12 protein-coding genes are annotated in these 17,932 nt (G+C 36.5%); 3 read left to right on the top strand and 9 right to left on the bottom strand.

The genetic code is table 11. The features are described 5' to 3' along the window. Nucleotides 1-12 precede the first annotated feature (12 nt). Nucleotides 13-867 carry an alpha/beta hydrolase gene (locus EZJ43_RS09995; RefSeq protein ID WP_133262573.1) on the bottom strand — a complete coding sequence of 285 codons (855 nt, stop codon included), beginning with the start codon at nucleotides 865-867 and terminating at the stop codon, nucleotides 13-15. Nucleotides 868-872: 5 nt separating this feature from the next. Continuing rightward, nucleotides 873-2,273, bottom strand: coding sequence for a sialate O-acetylesterase (locus EZJ43_RS09990; RefSeq protein ID WP_133262572.1), 1,401 nt, complete (start codon nucleotides 2,271-2,273; stop codon nucleotides 873-875). Between the two features lie 226 nt (nucleotides 2,274-2,499). On the opposite strand from EZJ43_RS09990, the gene EZJ43_RS09985 reads away from it, so the two are divergent. Both EZJ43_RS09985 and EZJ43_RS09980 read left to right on the top strand, forming a co-directional pair. Beyond that, nucleotides 2,500-5,088 (top strand): glycoside hydrolase family 2 TIM barrel-domain containing protein, encoded by a 2,589-nt coding sequence (locus EZJ43_RS09985; RefSeq protein WP_133262571.1) that lies wholly within the window; start codon nucleotides 2,500-2,502, stop codon nucleotides 5,086-5,088. A 26-nt stretch (nucleotides 5,089-5,114) separates the two neighbouring features. After that, entirely contained in the window at nucleotides 5,115-8,117 is a 3,003-nt protein-coding gene (locus EZJ43_RS09980) for a discoidin domain-containing protein (protein ID WP_133262570.1), read from the top strand. Between the two features lie 566 nt (nucleotides 8,118-8,683). On the opposite strand, the gene EZJ43_RS09975 is transcribed toward EZJ43_RS09980, so the two are convergent. Next, on the bottom strand, nucleotides 8,684-9,031 hold the full coding sequence (locus tag EZJ43_RS09975; RefSeq protein ID WP_133262569.1) for a HopJ type III effector protein: 348 nt from the start codon (nucleotides 9,029-9,031) through the stop codon (nucleotides 8,684-8,686). A 123-nt stretch (nucleotides 9,032-9,154) separates the two neighbouring features. Here EZJ43_RS09975 and EZJ43_RS09970 point away from each other — a divergent pair, with 123 nt between their 5' ends. Then, the gene (locus EZJ43_RS09970) at nucleotides 9,155-10,225 is read left to right on the top strand and encodes an aminotransferase class V-fold PLP-dependent enzyme (RefSeq protein ID WP_133262568.1); all 1,071 of its coding nucleotides are present in this window, start codon (nucleotides 9,155-9,157) and stop codon (nucleotides 10,223-10,225) included. On the opposite strand, the gene egtD is transcribed toward EZJ43_RS09970, so the two are convergent. From egtD to EZJ43_RS09940, 6 genes are all read right to left on the bottom strand, one after another. Further along, entirely contained in the window at nucleotides 10,226-11,203 is a 978-nt protein-coding gene (gene egtD / locus EZJ43_RS09965) for an L-histidine N(alpha)-methyltransferase (RefSeq protein WP_133262567.1), read from the bottom strand. 9 nt (nucleotides 11,204-11,212) lie between these two features. Further along, a complete protein-coding gene (gene egtB, locus EZJ43_RS09960; protein WP_133262566.1) occupies nucleotides 11,213-12,364 on the bottom strand; it encodes an ergothioneine biosynthesis protein EgtB in 1,152 nt (383 codons plus the stop codon). Beyond that, on the bottom strand, nucleotides 12,364-13,935 hold the full coding sequence (locus EZJ43_RS09955) for an ABC transporter permease/substrate-binding protein (protein WP_133262565.1): 1,572 nt from the start codon (nucleotides 13,933-13,935) through the stop codon (nucleotides 12,364-12,366). The genes egtB and EZJ43_RS09955 overlap by 1 nt, the downstream gene beginning before the upstream one ends. Beyond that, a complete protein-coding gene (locus EZJ43_RS09950) occupies nucleotides 13,922-14,887 on the bottom strand; it encodes an ABC transporter ATP-binding protein (protein WP_133262564.1) in 966 nt (321 codons plus the stop codon). The genes EZJ43_RS09955 and EZJ43_RS09950 overlap by 14 nt, the downstream gene beginning before the upstream one ends. Nucleotides 14,888-14,890: 3 nt before the next feature. Beyond that, nucleotides 14,891-16,276 (bottom strand): mercuric reductase, encoded by a 1,386-nt coding sequence (locus tag EZJ43_RS09945; RefSeq protein ID WP_133262563.1) that lies wholly within the window; start codon nucleotides 16,274-16,276, stop codon nucleotides 14,891-14,893. Nucleotides 16,277-16,369: 93 nt separating this feature from the next. Continuing rightward, nucleotides 16,370-17,806, bottom strand: a complete 1,437-nt coding sequence (locus EZJ43_RS09940; RefSeq protein ID WP_133262562.1) for a sialate O-acetylesterase — start codon at nucleotides 17,804-17,806, stop codon at nucleotides 16,370-16,372. Nucleotides 17,807-17,932 lie beyond the last annotated feature (126 nt).

The following is a 17,932-nucleotide window of genomic DNA, read 5'->3' as shown; positions in this document are numbered from 1 at the left end:
TAAAGACTGGGTTTAATTAGATTTTGTTATCAATATGTTACCCAACCAACTCTCTGCTAGTTTTGGCCATGCTTCTGCTGCAGGGTTTCCTTTTCTTAAACCATAACCATGGCCACCTTTTGGCACTACATGAAATTCGAACGGCAGTTTTAAATCTATCAAAGCTTGGCCCAAAGGGAACGGCGCTTTAAATTGATCGTCGGCCGCTGCAAAAATAAAAACTGGTGGTGTTTTTTCAGTAGGCACCACCTCTGGAATTAATGCGCCCGTTTGCGTTTTCATAGAACCCGGGTAAATTAGCAGGGAAAAATCTGGGCGACAAGACACAGAATCCACCAAATCTATATGTGGGTACGAAACTTTATTATACCCTGTTGTGGCACGCGTAGCCAAATTACCTCCCGCCGAAAAACCCATCACACCAATTTTATTTGAATCTATTTCAAGTTTTGAAGCCATACTTCGCACCAATCTTACGGCACGCTGCACATCTTGAAAAGACCCTAAAGTTTTCATAGGTACACGATATTGTAAAACCAAAGTTAAGTAACCCCGATCGGCAAAATAATGCGCAACTTCTTCACCTTCTATATCAAGCGCTAAATATTTATTACCACCGCCCGGACAGATAATAATTGCTGCACCATTTGCCTTAACGGTTGGTTTAAAAACTTGCAATAATGGGTCGGTAATATTGCTAATTCGGTGCACATTGCCATTTTTATTTGCTAAATATTCTTCAGCAGCATGTTTAGGCTGTGTTTCGCCTGGTACTTCATTTGGCCATAGTTTTATAACTTGTGTTTGTTGCGCAAAACCGTAAAGAAAACTTGCGTTGAGTAGGATAAGGAAAAGAAATTTTTTCATAATTTTTACCAATTGTCTGTTCTAAAAGATGAAGCCGGAAGACCGTCGTTATTGAAGATTTCGGCTACTGCCCAATCTTTAAACGCATAACGTACCGCTACTGGGTTTTTAACAGTTTCATTGCTTACCGTTATTTTATTTGCCAAAATTACAGCTTGCGCAGGATAGAATTTTTGATCCTCGCCAGCAATTTCCATTTGCGTAATTGGCTTACGATAAGAAGTGAGGTAGTTGCCATTTCCAAATGTTAAAATCGCTTTATTGCCCTCTATTTTCATAGATTTGTAGGCTGGTGAGCGGAAGTTTATGCCTTTAATATCATAAGTTTTTCCCAATGCCCAATACGCTGTGCGCAAAGCCAAAGTTGTTTTATCCATGTAATGAATATCGTTTTCCATGCCCACATCCATAGCCACTATTAAACCAGAATTGGCCACCTCATTACTTGTATTTAATTGTGCTTCTCTAATTTTTGTGCCACTTCTGGTCACGTCTGATGAGCCAAATGGTGCAATCTGCACAATATAAAATGGTAAATCGCCCATGCCCCAAGCCGATCGCCATTGTTTAATCAATACTGGTAATAGTTTGGCATATAATTCTGGCTCATGCCTGTTCGATTCTCCTTGCAACCATACAAAACCTTTAATATTTAAGCCAGCAATCGGCGCAATCATTCCGTTATATAAAGTTGTTGGCATTTTTGCTGTTGGTTTTTCGGCATCCGCTCCCATCGGAAGTTTTACTTCTGGAAAAGGCTTCAAACTTTCTGCGTCCATCCAGCTCTCTATCATGGTACCTCCAACCGACGAAACAATTATACCAACAGGAACTTTTAATTTCTTTTGTAGAATATCTCCAAATTGATATGCCAAAGCACTAAAATTACGTGCACTTTCGGAGTTAGATGGCAACCACGCGCTTTTAGAATCGGCAACCGGTGTTAAACTTACAGCTTTTGCAACATTGTATAACCTTAACTTATCATTATCAGCATTGAGAATTATTTGTGCTGCATTTAATATTGGCGAAGAATTGCCACGCAAAGCCATTTCCATATTGGATTGACCTGAACAAACCCAAACCTCCCCTATCAATACATCGTTTAAAGTTAGTTTTTCGCCATCGTTAATCACTATATTAAAAGGGCCGCCAGCTTTGGGCGTGCTCACCTTAGTTTTAAAAATACCCTTTTGGTCGGTTTTAAATGTATAAGTTTTTCCGTTCCACGATGTTGTTAAACTAACCGCAGCACTAATTTTTGCAGTGCCCCAAATCCAAACGTCAGCTTGTTGTTGCAAAACCATGTGGTCGGCAAAAATGCCGGGGAGCACTATTTTCGCATCGCAACTTAAGGCAATACAAATTGAAAGTACAATTGTGTAAATAAATTTATGAATTCTCATTTCCTTATGGCAATTAATCAATAACTAAAATTAAAAAAATCTAAGTGTTTAAAACACGGCAATTGAAACATTTTTACTTGATAGATGTAACAGCAATTTTAATAAAAACGCATAGAAAGCTTTGTAATGGATATTCTAATCAAATGCAATGTATAAATGCTTTATCTGTCGTGTATTTAAGTAGTGCCTTAAAAGTATTTTGCAACATCAAATATCACTCAAAATTATGAAGTTCAAACACTTTCTGCTCTCCATAGCAATCAGTTTTACTTGTAGCAATATTTATGCCCAAGAAACAGTTTCGGTACGAACTCAATTTTCGCTAAACGACAATTGGAAATTCAGTCCAAAGGGATTGGAGTTTGCAAGTACAATTACGGCAAATGATAAATATTGGAAGAGAGTAGATTTACCTCATACGTGGAATGCTACCGATCCTTTTAATGACGATGCAACGTATGTGCGTGGCATTAGTTGGTATAGAAAAAGCTTGGTACTTAATGAATCATTAAAAAATAAGCGTCTTTTTATTTATTTTGAAGGCGCGAACCAAGTTACAGATGTATATGTAAATAATAATTTTGTAGGACAGCACAAAGGTGGTTACACGGCCTTTAATTTCGATATCAGTAAATATGTGAAGTTTGATGGATCGGAAAATGTGATTGCCGTGCAGGTTAACAATGCTGCCGATTTTTCCATTCCGCCACTTTCTGTTGGCTATGCAATGTATGGTGGTATTTATCGCGATGTTTGGTTAATTGCAAACGAGCAGGTTCATTTTAATTTCGCTGATCATGGCAGTACCGGCCTTTTTGTTGCTACGCCAAAGGTTAATAAAGATATGGCTTTGGTAGAAGTAAAGGGTACTGTTCAAAATCAAAGTAATGCAAATGCTGATTTTGAAATTGCAAATACACTTTACGATGCCAATGGAAATGTAGTCGGCAAGCAGAAAAGCACATCCGAAGTAGTAAGAAATAGTAGTTCAACCTTCTCAGTTACGTTGCCAACAATTAGTAATCCCAAACTTTGGAGTCCAGAAACACCCTATTTATACACTTTAATTACTCAAATTTTAGTAAATGGAAAAGTAACCGACCAATTGTCCAACAAAGTAGGTTTTAGGTGGTTTAGTTTCGATGCGAATACTGGCTTCTCATTGAATGGCGCAAAATATATTTTAAAAGGCACCAATAGGCATCAAGATTTGAAAGGAAAAGGTTCGGCATTAACCAATGAGGACCATTACCGCGATTTGAAAATTATAAAAGACATGGGTTGCAACTTTTTACGGTTGGCGCATTACCCACAAGACCCCGAAGTGTTGCGTTTAGCAGATCAAATGGGTTTACTTATTTGGGAGGAAATACCGGTAGTTAACAACATGAACCCAACGCCAGAATTTACTGCAAATGCGCAATATATGGCTAAAGAGATGATTAGACAACATTACAATCATCCCTCAATTATTCTATGGGGATCAATGAATGAGGTTTTATTGTGGAGTCAGGGCAATGAGCGTATCCAAGTGCAAGAAGATACAGTTTACCTTAACCAAGTGCATAAATTTGCCGTTACGATGGATAGCACGGTTAGAAAAGAAGATGCTAGCAGATATAGTACAATGGCGATGCACATGAGTGGCGATTATGATAAAATTAAGCTTCCGCAGATACCACAGGTTGCTTCGTGGAATATTTACAATGGTTGGTACGGTGGTAAAGTAGAAGAATTTGGCCCTACTTTTGATCAAAAACATAAAGATAATCCAAATGAAATTTTATTCGTGAGCGAATACGGCGCCGAAAGTGATTTACAAATTAATGCCGAAAAACCGCAACGACTTGATTTTTCTGGTGCTTACCAACGCTATTTTCACGAATCTTATTTGGCACAAATTAAACAGCGCCCCTATTTAGCGGGCACTGCAATCTGGAATCAATTCGATTTCTCTCAACCCAATGTTGGCGGCACAATGTCGCACCTAAACCACAAGGGCATGGTAACTTGGGATAGAATTAAGAAAGACGTTTATTACCTATACAAAGCAAATTGGAACCCCGAACCGATGGTTTATATCGCGACAAGAGATTGGTTATCTCGTGGTGGAAAACCAAATGCAACATCGACAATTGATGTGTATTCGAACTTAAAAAATGTGGTATTAACGGTAAATGGCAAGAAATATCCAGCCCAAAATGGCAATGAAGTAAATAAAATAAGCTGGCAAGTTGCATTAAAAAACGGTGAAAATGTTATCCATGCAAGCGGGAATTTAAACGGTGTAAATTATTCCGATCAAGTGATAATAAAATATAAAATCTTTAACAATACGTTTGATGATGGATTTACCAATATGGCTATAAACGTGGGCAGCAACACACAATATTTTGATGATAGTGAGCAAATTTGGATTAACGATCAACCCTATACTAAAGGCAGTTATGGTTACATTAAAGGCAATCCTTCAAATTTGAGTATTAAATCTTTAATTACCCATACAAATGATACCCCATTGTATTACAGTTATTTAAATAATTTAAGTGGTTACCGTTTAGATGTTAAGCCTGGAAGATATGAAGTTGAACTTTGCTTTGCCGAGCCGAATAAAATTAAGCGGGGAGAAAGAGTTTTTAACGTATCCATTAATGGAAAACAAGTAGAACTGGAATTTGATCTCGCTAATGAAAGTGGATTTGCCGTTGCCATCAATAAAAAATATATTGTAGATACGAATGGGCCAATCGATATCGTTTTTACACCAATTAAAGGTGAGCCGATTTTAAATGGTTTAAGAATAGTGAAATTATAATTGAAATACCTACTTAAAGAATTAACATGAAGAATATATTTTTAATTGCGCTAATTTTATGCAGCAATATATTATTTGCCCAAGATAAAAATTTAGCTTTAGGAGGAAACGTAACTGCTAATTCTGAAAATCCATTATTCCCAGCGAAGAATGCAGTTGATGGCATTATAAACAGAAATTCTAAATGGATGTCGGCAGATGTTAAACCACCACATATTTTAGAGATCAGTTTTCCAAATTATTGCAACATCAACGAAATTATTATTTATACTGGCATCCCCGAAAATGAAAAATTGCCTGCAGAAATGGGTAAGGCAGCTGGGTTTTGGTCGGCAAAGAATTTTAAAATACAATATTGGGACGATGCCAACTGGACCGATATTCCTAATGCAGAAGTGCATGAAAATAGGTTGAACGAAGTAAAGTTTAAGTTTCCATCTCCGTTAAATACGTTTAGAGTGCGTATGGTTTGCGATGATGGTGAACCGATAAGCATTATGGAATTTATGGTGATGGGTACTGAAACCAAAAACGTCGCTCCAGTTTTAAATACAGACCTTTTAGCAAAGAAAGAAATTAGAACTGAAGACCAGCAAATTAATGTAAAAGTTGATTCAAAAGTTATCGGTAAAACCATGAAATATGTGGGTTATAACCAAGGATATTATATGCCAGGCAGCAACGCATCTGGCTGGATTGAATATTCTGGTGTAAACAGCTTACGTATTTGGACAACTCTAAATACTTATGTGCCTGTTACTGCTGTAGAAGTTGATAAAACCTTAAATTCGGTAATTGAGTTTGACCAACGAAAAAACGAGTTGAGGAAAAGCCCTGAAGCAAACAAATATTTGAAATGGGATGCTTTATTACCAATTTATAGTCAACCCGAAAAAAACAGCACCAATCCGATGGTTTTTAATTATGCGCTAACGGAGCTTAAAAGACTTAAAATTGATCCAGTAATTCAAATTGGCAACATTGATTTTAATGATACTTGGAGCAATAAATGGCAACAATGGCAACGTTTTTATGCATTGGCTTACTACGCCGCTAAAACGGGCGATGTAACGATGTTCGCCATGCAAAATGAGCCTAATCACCGTTTATCTGGAATGACGTTAAGTCAATGGATTTCGGGAATGAAAATTGTATCGGATGCCATTCATTGTGCCATTGCCGATGTAAATTTAAAATACAATAAGAATTTAAAAGCCGAAATGGTTGGCCCCGTTACCGCTGGCAATAACCCCGAATGGTGGAGAGCTGTGATGCAAGCAATTAAAACTGATTATCATGGCAAAAAAGTAAAGGATGATTTAATTGAAATTTTTTCTACTCACTCATATAATTCTCCGGCCGGAGGTTATACAAATCGCGTGAACGACATTAGAAAAATTATCGAAGACAGCCATCCAGACCACAAAGCTTTACCAATTGTTTTTACCGAGCTTGGCCGATGGATGAACTCATATTTAATCGATAAGGAAGAAACGATGGATTCGCCTTCTTTATTTACCGAATGGGCAGGAATTTATACCAATAATACACTTAACCAAGCGTATGGAATGTGGGCCTTTAAATTTTCGAATACCACTTCTGATGCATACAGCGAAGGTGTAAAATCTGGTCACCATTTTACGTGGCAAGGAAAACGCGTTGTAGAAGATGGTATGGTTAATTTAGCCGCCAATATGCCTGTAACTACTTTTAACGGAACAAACGGTAAATTTATTACCGATGGCGTAAAAACCGATAGCGCTGCGTGGACATCCGACGGAAATGAAAAAGAAAAATGGCTAGAAATTAATTTAAAACAAAGTAAAAACATCGGTAGTGCAATTGTATATACGGGTAGTGATGGAGGTGTTTACACTGCGCCAGACCGTATTAGAAATTTTAAACTACAATATGACGATAATGGAACTTGGGTTGATATAAAAGGTGGCACAGCAAAAGAAAATAAATTTGCGCAGCTTTACATGTTATTTAAAAGTACAGTTAAAACTTCGAAAATTAGATTTATAACAGCCGAAGCTGGACCAATAAAAGTTAGAGAAATTAAACTTTTTGATCCTAAATATAATCCTGATCCGAAACAAAAGGACTTCGACATATCTGGAATTCAGCGTACCGGAGAAGTTGTTCGGCTTTTTGCAAAAGGTTTCAAAAATGAACGCCCACTTTTTAAAACGAAATCGAACGTTGTTGATGAAAATTTCGATTCCATCACTTCGTTTGATGAACAAACCGGCAATTACTATATGTGGTTGGTGCAACGTGGAGAATATAAAGATCAGCTAACGATTGATTTATCAGCATTAAATATTGATGTAAATACTCCAATTAGTGCCGAAACCGTTAGTCCGACGGAATATGGATCGGTTACTGAAATGCCAACTTTGGATGCGAATGGAAGATTGAAAATCACTCTAGGAAACCAAAGTGTAACGTTACTTACCATCCCAACAAAGAAATTAACCAAAACTACACTTAGTGCAAACGCAGATGCTACGGTTATTGCAGATAAGTTTATCAACAAAAATTACGGAACCCAAAAAACATTAAATGTTCAGCTAAATGCTGGCTCACCAGAAAAGAATGAGGTTAGTTACATCCAATTTATCGGAAAAGATTTCGACCATACAAAGCGTGCTTTCTTAACCGTAAACGGATCTGTAAGTATTTTAGATAGACCTTTTAGGATTCATGTGTATGCAATTCCGAATACAAATTGGAAAGAAAATGAACTTACTTGGCTAAATGCACCTCTTTTGGATGGAAAGGAAGCTTTATTGAAAGCCGTTGGTACGAAAGCGTTTGTTGCAGGAGAACTGGCTTTCACTAAAACAAAAGAAAATCAGACTTTGGACGTAACCGATATTCTTAAAAAACATGTGAATACTTCAGTTACTTTTGTTTTAATTAGAGAAACTAGGCAAATGGGCGATGATGAGGATAAAGGAAGAGAACTGTCAATATCCTCAAAAGAAGGTCAAAATCCTCCGAAATTAGAAATCTGGAAATAGGGATTTTTCGGTAATTCGTCATTTCGACATTAGGAGAAATCTCTGAATTGGAATGCTCACGTGAAATAACCACCCCTCCCGACGCTAAACCCAACACACCCCCTCCTTGAAAATAAGGAGGGGAGTAAAAACAAAAATGACAATCTTTAGGTAATTCGTCATTTTGACATTAGGAGAAATCTCTGAATTGGAATGCTCACGCGAAATAACCACCCCTCCCAACGCTAAACCCAACACACCCCCTCCTTGAAAATAAGGAGGGGAGTAAAAAACAAAATCGACAATCTTTAGGTAATTTGTCATTTCGACAGTAAGAGAAATCTCTGAATTGGTTGTGCACGCGAAATAACCACCCCTCCCAACGCTAAATCCAACACACCCCCTCCTTGAAAATAAGTAGGGGAGTAAAAAGCAAAATCGACAATCTTTAGGGAATTTGTCATTTCGACATTAGGAGAAATCTCTGAATTGGTTGTGCACGCGAAATAACCACCCCTCCCAACGCTCCAAACCTACACACCCCTTCCTTGACAATAAGGAGGAGAGTAAAAAAGCGCGAGAAAAAATTATAATTCTCGTTCAGTTAGTACTTTCCCTTCAAATGTAATTCCCGCCCATCCATTCACCATAAACTGCCTAATGTTCTGGTGATCTGTTCCATCGGGATTAGCAAGAACTGCTTGATAGTGCTCGCCAAATAAACTCAAAGTATCATCAACGTTTAAGTGATTTATTTTAGCAAATGCAAAAACCTTGGCGCTACCTTGATTTTGGGAAGATTCATTATAAACATTACCATTTCGAAATGCTGTGGGTTGGTGTTCGTAATACTTTTCGATGTGTGCAACTACGTCCGAAAATGTAGAAGTTTGCAACTTCAACGAAGCTAATAAGGTTTCTAATTTATTTTTCATTAGTTATCATTATGATTAGCGAAAGTAATACAACTGTATCATTAACCAAATTTAACCTTCAATTATTTAATAATTATAGTAACAAACACCGCAGAAATTTTAATTTTTACTTTAAATTTGATTATGACTTTCGAAAATACATTCCCAATACTTAACAGGTTTACCTATTTAAACACTGCATATTCCGGACTGCTATCTATCGAAACCGCAAAATGGAGGCATGACCATGATGCGCTTTTTTTAAACGGAGCAAGTAACTTCAGAATTGAAAATGGTTCTATTCTCGATGAATTAAGGTCTACACTTGCTCGATTTTTTATTACTGAACCAGCGCAAGTATATTTAGTACCAAATTTTTCATTCGGTTTTAATACTTTAATTGGAGGATTAACCAATTCGCACAGGTTTTTATTATTGAAAGAAGATTACCCAAATATCAACAACGAGGTAATAAGTAATGGTTTTCCGTATTTCGAAGTCGAAATAAATGACGAATTAGAGGCCGAAATTATCGATGCCATTCATCACTTTAAACCAACCATTTTTGCGCTGAGTTTAGTCCAATACATTAGCGGTTTCAAAATCAATTTAGAATTTATTAAAAAGCTAAAATCAACTTACCCCGATTTATTAATTGTTGCTGATGGAACACAATTTTGCGGTACCGAAAAGTTTTCTTTCGAAAATTCTGGTTTAGATGCGCTAGTCGGTTCGGGTTATAAATGGTTGTTAGGCGGTTATGGAAATGGTTATGTACTTTTATCAAACCAAATGAAAAAAGCACTTTACGAAGCGCGCGCTAAAGTTGTCATTTTAAACAACCTTTACGGCAAAGACTATCTTTCGATGCGTTTTGAACCCGGCCATTTAGATACTTTAAATTTCGGGACACTAAACGAAGGCATTAAATATCTAGAGTCAATCGGCATAGATTATATAGAAAAGCGCATTCAAGAGTTGTCTCAAAAAGCAAGAATGGAATTCTGCACTCGAGGGTTACTCACCGAAAAAAATTCAGATGCAGATACACAATCACCTATCATAAATTTGCCAATTAGTAAACTGACCGATGCAATAGAAAACGAAAAAATCCTGTGCTCGCAAAGAGGAACAGGATTAAGGTTTGCCTTTCATTTCTATAATACCGAAAAGGATTTAACAAAACTTTTAAGCGTTATAGATCAATATTTATAACTACTCACTTACCTTCCAAATGGTATCTACAAAATAATTTTGATCGTCAAGGAAATTCTGAGTCATATTAAAACCAGAAAATTTAGCCAATTTTTCAACCTCTGCTAAAGCATATTTTTGAGAAATTTCCATGAAAATATATTCGTTTTCTTGGAAATGGATTACTTTATCATTTATTGTTACAGTTTGTGCTGCTAAACTAATCAAGTAACTTTTACAAGCGCCTGATTGCGGATCGTAACACGCATAATGATCAAAATTATCGACTTCAAAATCGGCTTGCAATTCTCTATTCATCCGTGCCAATAAATTTAAATTGAACGATTTGGTTATCCCATTTTTATCATTGTAGGCAGCTAATATTTGCGAAGGATTTTTCTTTAAATCGAAACCTACGAGCAGTAAATCATCTTTAGATAAATTTTTGCGAAGTTTTTCGCAAAAAAGCTGTGCATCTTCCACACTCATGTTCCCAATATTCGCACCCATAAAGAGCACAACTTTTCGTCTGTTAGAATATTTATTTGCTTGAGATAGCATTTCGAAATAATCTCCATTAAAGCCCTTTATTTTGAGTTTTGGAAGTTGTAAAGGCAAATTTGCTTCTAAATCTTCAATAACATGCGCAGAAATATCAATAGGAAGGTAACTAAAATCCAAATCTCTGTTTATCAATGCTTTTAAAAGGTGGATAGATTTTGTCGCATCGCCTGCACCAAGTTCAATCAAATCAAAGGCTTCATCGCCTTTAGCAATCGCTTCGCAAATTGCAGCCGATTGGCTAACGAATATTTCCATCTCTGCATTTGTAAGATAATACTCCTCCATTTCCATAATCTGTTGAAAAATGGCATCACCCCTTTCATCATAAAAATATTTCGAACTTAGCGATTTCGGTTCAGCAGTTAATCCAACAATTACATCATTAAAAAACTGTGTATTAACCGCCGTCGGCTTTTCTTGTATCAATGTATTCATAAAATAAAATTATCTAGCCAATCTAATTCCTGTAAACTGCCATCTTAAATGTGGATGAAAAAAGTTTCTATACGTTGGGCGACTGTGGTTTTTTGGCGTAGCAATTGATGCGCCACGCAGTACTTTTTGGTTAACCATAAATTTGCCATTGTATTCGCCAATTGCGCCGGGTGCTTTAGAAAAACCAGGATATGGCAAATATGCACTTTCGGTCCACTCCCATCTTTCGCCCCACTTAAACAGATTAGAAGCTACTTCCCATTCAAATTCTGTCGGCAAACGCAAGCCTTTCCAACTTGCAAACGCATACGCCTCGTAGTAACTCACGTGCGTTAATGGATCGTCCATTTTTAAAGGAACTAATCCGTTTAAAGTATATTGAAACCAGTTTCCATCAATTAAATACCAATACATTGGCGCATTAATATGATTGGTTTTTACCCACGCCAAACCTTCTGTATGCCAATGATTAAAATTTTGATAACCACCGTCGTTCATAAAAGCTAAAAAATCTGCATTAGAAACTAAAGCCGAACTTATAGCAAATTCGCTTAAATAAACTTTGTGCCTATTCAGTTCGTTATCAAAACAGAAAGCTGTGCCATTGTATCCAATTTCGTAAACCCCTTCTTTTATAGAAATCATTTCATTAGGTAAATCATTTTTTAGATAAACCTCTTCGTGATTTTCTGAATATATCGGGAACAAAGGGTTGTTGCCCAAAATATACTTTATATCGGTAAGTAAAAGCTCTTGATGTTGCTGTTCGTGATTAAAACCTAACATTAAAAGTTCCAAAACCTCGTTAGAAATTTCAGAACTTAACAAAGTAACCATCGCTTCATCAACGTAATTTCGGTATTTGTAAACGTCTGCAACGCTCGGGCGACTTAAATTTCCTCGATCTGTTCTTACAACTCTATTGCCAATGGTTTCGTAATAACTGTTAAAAACGTAGTTGTACTGATCGTTAAAAACTGCATAATTAAAAGCGAACGGTTTTAATATAAAGGTTTCGAAAAACCAAGTGGTGTGCCCCAAATGCCATTTCGGCGGACTTACATCATCAATTGGTTGCACCACATAATCTTCTGTTTGTAGTGGTTCACAAATTGCTTCTGAATGTTTTCGTATTTTTAAGTAATCTTCAACCAAATTCATTAATTTCTATCTAAATATTTTTTCAAATCAGTAATCGTATTAACATTTATTTCGCCTGATTGTTTCCTGCGCATCATTAATGCATACGTATTATTAAAGCCGATGGGTTTTAGCCATTTAATTTTAAACTGTTTTTCAAACGCGCTACTCACATAATTATAGGTTAATTCTTTATCGCGCCCCACTTTTTCGATGGTTTTTGCATCTGGTTTTAAAATTGCCAATAATCCCGTTCCGGTATATTCTGGATAAAAATCTATTTGATCATTCATCAGTGCATCGAAACAAATTTTGGTACCGCCCAAGCCTGTTTTTGTCGAAACATCATAAGCCGTGTTACCTTTAATAAGCATCGAATACATTTCGGCTAAAATGTATTGTTCGCCAAAAATTTTAGACCCAATTTTTACTACGCCTAATTTTACATCTCTTGATGGTTTGTATAAGCCAATCTTCACTAAAAAATCTTTTGCCACTTTCTCTGGTGTTTGATGGAGATAATCGGTTTTATAATTCAAATCCGTCATAACAGAATCGGTAATTTTACCAGCCAATAAATTAAGCGTACTTTCTAATTGAGGAAATTTTGTTAACGCTTTTTCACTCACAATCGGCGCCGCGTAATACGGAGGAAAAATGCCCTTATCATCATTTAAAATCTTCAAACCGAATGCCTTGAGCCGTCCATCGGTAGAATAACCGCTTATTACATCAATTTCTTTTTCGAAAGCGGCTTTATACATTACCGCATCGCTGATGACAATGGTGTGGATTTTTAGGCCATATTTAGATCGTAAACCTAAATCTCCATCTTGTCTGCCCATAAATTCAGGTGTAAACCCAGCCGTTAAAACAGTGCCATAAGCTGATGGAAGTGCGTAAAAAGACGCTAATAAAACAATGATTATTGGAAAAATATAGAGTACTTTTTTAAGCTTTTTGAAATTCATTTTCTGCAATAGTGCAAGTAGATTATCTAACAAAATAGCCAACATAGCAGCCGGAATTGCGCCTGCTAAAATCATGTTAGTGTTATTCAGAGAAATCCCTCCGAAAATAAATTCGCCCAACCCACCTGCGGCGATATAAGATGCCAACGTTGCTACGCCTACGTTAATAACCGTGGCAGTTCTAATCCCCGCAAAAATTACAGGCATAGCCAATGGCAGTTGTACTTTAAATAAAATTTGCCATTTGTTCATTCCCAACGCTCTCGAAGCCTCGATAATGTTACCATCAATCCCAATAATGCCCGTGTAGGTGTTCCTAATGATGGGAAGCAGTGCGTAAATTAGTAAAGCTACAATGGCTGGCTTAGCGCCAATACCCAAAAGCGGAATCATAAAACCCAATAACGCAATACTCGGTATAGTTTGCAATACGCCCGCGAAACCTAAAATTGGGCCTGCAAATTTCCTTCTATTGGCAATGTAAATACCCAAAGGAAGACCAATCGCAACCGCAAAAAATAGGGAAATAAAGGTAAGACCAATGTGCTGAAAAGTTTGAGTAATTAACTTATCAGATTCTGCCGACATAAATTCCCACAAGGTTTGTCTATGTTCGTTCATTAGCTTGCGCGATTTGAAAGTGATTAAATGCCTGCGTTAAAACCTGAAAATCTATATCCCGCTTCTCTCCTTTTGTATTTGAAACCTGAAAACAAGAATGATCCGATTTCCGAATCATCTCCATACTATCCCAAACATTTATTGATGAAGATATTGAGGTGGTGCACGCTAAATTATTTAAACTCAAATACGGCCAAAGATCATTTAAGGATACAATTTTGAGTTCTAATGCCAACCTTTGTGCATCCAAAAATTGCTCAGCAAACTCATTTATAGGTCGGTATAATAAATCTTTTGGTGTGCCTATTTGAACAACTTTACCTTTATCCATTAACACAATGCGATCGGCAAGTTCAAAAGCTTCTTGCACATCGTGGGTAACCATAATGATGGTTTTATTTTGAAATTCGGGCAGTGCTTTAAATTCTTTTTGAATTTGGTTTCTGGTTACATTATCCAGCGCACCGAAAGGCTCGTCCATCAAAAGTAATTCGGTATCGGCAATTAAAGCCCTAGCTAAACCTACACGCTGTTGTTGCCCGCCACTTAGTTGATTGGGATACATGGTTAAACTGGCTTCGGGCAAATGCAGTTTATTTAAAAGTTCTTCGGTTTTTTGTCGTGTTATTTTCTTATCCCATTTTAGTAACTGTGGCAAAACACCAATATTTTGTTCAACTGTATAATGTGGAAACAACCCCGTATTTTGCATTACATAGCCAATTTTCCGACGTAAAAGTTCAGGTTTTTGAGCATTTATATTTTTTCCGTTGATAAAAATTTCACCCTGGTTTGGCTCAATTAATCGGTTAATCATTTTTAAAGTGGTCGTTTTTCCGCAACCACTTGTACCCAACATAATTAAGTTTTCACCTTTCTTAACTTCAAAAGAAACTTTATCAACTGCTAAAGTTTGTCCGAAGTTTTTAGTTAGATTTTGTATTTCAACCATCCGCTAATCTTCAAGTTTCATAAAAAGGTTATTTAGCGCTTCAGAATAGGTTGGGTGTGCGAAAACGCCATATCTAATCTGCTCATAAGTAATTCCACCCTGCATTGCCATTTGCAAAACGCTCATAATTTCTCCACCTTGATCTGCCAAAATAGCAACTCCCAAAATTCTCTTCGATTTTGCATCCACCACAGCTTTCATAAAGCCAAGTGTTTCGCCAGTTTCTACAGCCCTACCAACAACATACATTGGGAGAACCGCAACCTTATAATCCAATTTCTGTTTCTTCGCTTCGTCTTCCGTAATCCCCACTCTACCCAATTGAGGATCGGTAAAAACACAATATGGCACGGGCCGATTATCGGTTGTAAGGTTCGCTTTTTCGATAAGGTTTCGGTAAACAATGGTATAATCGTTATACGCAATGTGTGTAAAAGCAGGCCCACCTTTTACATCGCCGAGTGCCCAAATATTTTTAATATTGGTTTCCAATTTTTTGTTTACGAGAATGGTTCCTTTATCATCAACCTTAACGCCGCAATTAATTAAATTTAAAGCATCGGTATTGGGTTTTCTGCCCACAGCCACTAAAACGTGGCTACAAGTTATTTTTTTCATTTCGCCATTTACTTCCACATCAATGGTTATTACACCTTTTTTATTTTGCGAAACTTTAGCAATTTTAGTTTTTGTAAAAATATTTAAACCTTCATCTTCTAAAATTTCAGTTAATGCTTCCGAAACATCGTTATCTTCTCGGTGTACAATTCTGTTCGATTTTTCGAGAATAGTCACTTTACTTCCAAAACGACTAAACATTTGCCCAAACTCTAAACCAATGTAATTGCCACCAATAATTACCAAATGTTTTGGCACTTCTTCCAATTCGAGTATTGATGTAGATGTTAAATAGTCGATCTCCCGAATTCCTTCAATATCAGGAATAACAGTTTTTGCACCGGTATCTATAAAAATCCAATCGGCAGTTAATTTAGATTCAGCGCCATCATTTAGCTTAACGTTAATTTCATTTTTACTTATAAAACTAGCCTCACCAAATAAAAGCGTTAAACCCTTAGTTTCTTCAACGCCTCGCTGTGCCGATGCCCTAAAGGAGTCCACCAAATCATCTTTGCGCTTCATTATGGTTTTAAAATCTACTTTCGGCTGAAGGATTTCGACACCAAGCTTTTTTGCAATTTTATAGTAATGTAAAGCTTTTGCAGATGCAATTAACGTTTTTGTAGGCGTACAGCCATCGTTTATACAGGTGCCACCAATTAATCGTTGCTCAATTAAACAGGTTTTCTTTCCGGCTTTTGCCAGCTTTTTTGCTAATGGTGTACCTGCTTGGCCAGCACCTATTATTATTGCATCGTAGTGCTTCATGTGCAAATAAAATTTAGAATATTTTAATATTGAGCTATAAATGACCGCGGTTTATTCCTGTTTAGTTTAACAATTTATTAATTGATGATGAGTTTACAAATCCCAATCATCCGTTTTAAATGATGAAACAGGTAAACCATCGTTACCAAATAAATCGCCCACCACAAAATCTTTAAAAGCATACCTAACTGCAACAGGAACTTTTACCTCATCAGCAGTAAGCATCACATTACTTCCATCAATGGTAGCCTTTGCGGGATAAAATTTATGATCGGCCCCAGCCAATTCAAACAAATTTAAACCCTTGCTAAAATCTGTTAAACCATTTTGTACATTTTCAAAAGAAACCACTGCTTTATTTTTGTCTATAGTAAGCTTGTTAAAATTCGGGCTTCCATAACCAATACCTTTAACATTATAGGTTTTAGCTAAAGCCAAATATGCCAACCTTTCGCTACCAATTTGTTTATGCGAGGGATGAATAATTTTCTCTTCGCCAATATCCATTAATACAGCCATGCCACTGTTATTAATTTTTGACAAAGAATTTCTTTGTGCCTCTCTTAAATATGCAGAATTTGTTTTTGATGATAAATCATTAATTGTACTAGAATACTTAAAAGGCGCAATTTGTACGTAATAAAAAGGAAACTCGCCAATACCCCATGCTTTTCTCCAGCTACTTACCAATTTAGGGAACAAATCTTCATATTGTTTAGATCTGCCAAAGTTTGATTCGCCCTGATACCAAATTGCACCTTTAATAGTATAACCAATTATCGGGTAAATCATACCGTTATATAAGGTTGTCGGCGTTTGGGTCAGCTCTTTAATACTGTCCGTTTTAGCTGGTATTTTTATTTCGGGGAACGAGGTTAAATCTTCTGATGCCATCCAAGCTTCTATTGTAGAACCGCCATAACTATCATTTATTAATCCAATGGGAACATTTAAAATTTCGTTAAGCAGTGCGCCATAATAGTAGGCTGTTGCGCTAAACGAAGCCACATTTTCTGGGTTAGAAAGTTTCCATTGCGATGGTTTGCTATCATTTTGTTTTTCGGTAGTTGATGAACGGGGAACTGTATATAACCTCAAATTATAATTTTTCGACTTTAAAATTCCATTATTTGAACCAAGAATCGGCTGGCCATTATAGCCCATCATCGGCATCTCCATATTGGATTGTCCACCGCATAACCAAACTTCGCCAATTAAAATATCGCTTAAAATGAGTTGATCGCCATCATTAAAAGATATGCTGTATGGCCCGCCGGCAACGGGCGTTTTTACCTTTAAATGCCATTTACCAATATCATTTGCCTTAACAAAATAAGTTTGCTTATTCCAAGAAGTAATCACTTTTACTTGAGCAGATGGCTTCGCCCAACCCCATAAACTGGCTTCAGTTCGTTGCTGTAAAACCATGTGGTCGGTAAAAATAGCTGCTGGTTTAACTTTAGCATATAAGCTATTAGCTAAAATTAGCAATCCGAGTAAAATAAAGTTTCTACTAAATTTAATTAACATAATTGTGGATTAAAATTTTCATCAATAAAGCTAAAAAAATAATAAGCAAACTATAGGATAATTATTCTAGTCACAGTAAAAAACCCAATATGTTGATTGAGAAAATATTAAACTATTTTACAATTA

This window comes from Pedobacter changchengzhani (assembly GCF_004354365.1).
Taxonomy (GTDB): domain Bacteria; phylum Bacteroidota; class Bacteroidia; order Sphingobacteriales; family Sphingobacteriaceae; genus Pedobacter; species Pedobacter changchengzhani.
Note: the sequence above shows the minus strand (reverse complement) of the source record. Positions and strands in the feature narration are given on the sequence as shown.